Origin of the sequence: Synechococcus sp. R6-10 (assembly GCF_047461815.1) — a bacterium.
Classification (GTDB): domain Bacteria; phylum Cyanobacteriota; class Cyanobacteriia; order Thermostichales; family Thermostichaceae; genus Thermostichus.
The window spans coordinates 1-721 of sequence record NZ_JANSHW010000686.1 but is presented as its reverse complement, the minus strand read 5'-3'; the positions used below and the strand labels follow the sequence as shown (position 1 = coordinate 721).

Genomic DNA, 721 nt, shown 5'->3' with positions numbered 1-721 from the left:
AATCTACACTCCCTTTGCCAAGGTCGAGAAAGAGTATCCTTTAATACAATTCTTTCGGCAGGCGAGCAAGGTTAAGACAACGCAATGGATCCCGCTTGACCACATCGGTACAGTGGGGGGCAGACGGGTCTGCGGCACATGGAAAGAACCTATCTGCTGGGGTTGGGCTGGATCTTGGGCCTGCTGGTGCGGGCTTGGCCCCAGGCTGCCGGGTGGGGCTGGGGGATCCTGCTGGGATTGGGGCTGGCGGGATCCCTGCTGTGCCGGCGGCAACCGCGTCTGGCCCGCACTTGGCTGGCGATGGGTCTGGTGGGGTGTCTGGCTTGGAATTACCTGGGTTGGCGGCAGCCTTTTCCCGGGCCGACGGATATCAGCCTGTTGGCCCCCCAGCAGCAGATGAACTTGGTGGGCACCGTCCTCTCGGAACCTCGTCCCACCCGCAGCGAACGGCGGCAATTTTGGCTGAGAGCAGAGCAGGTGCTCAACGCCGACTCCACGGCCCGCCAGGTCAGCGGCAAGCTCTACGTCACCACCGGCCCTGAGGCCCTCCAGGACAAGGATCTCCACCCCAACCAACGGGTGCGCCTGACGGGATCCCTGTACCTGCCCAGTCCGGCCTTGAACCCGGGCAGCTTTGATTTTCAAGCCTACCTGCAGCGCCAGGGGGCTTTTGCCGGCTTCAGCGCCCGTGAGGTGATCCTGCAGCCGGGGGGAAGAGGTT

The 721-nt window shown here is 63.4% G+C and carries 1 protein-coding gene; it reads left to right on the top strand.

Annotated features, from left to right (window positions below; all coding sequences use genetic code 11):
* Positions 1–138 precede the first annotated feature (138 nt).
* On the top strand, positions 139–721 hold a 583-nt coding region (locus NW837_RS15315; RefSeq protein WP_414332508.1), incomplete at its 3' end, for a ComEC/Rec2 family competence protein.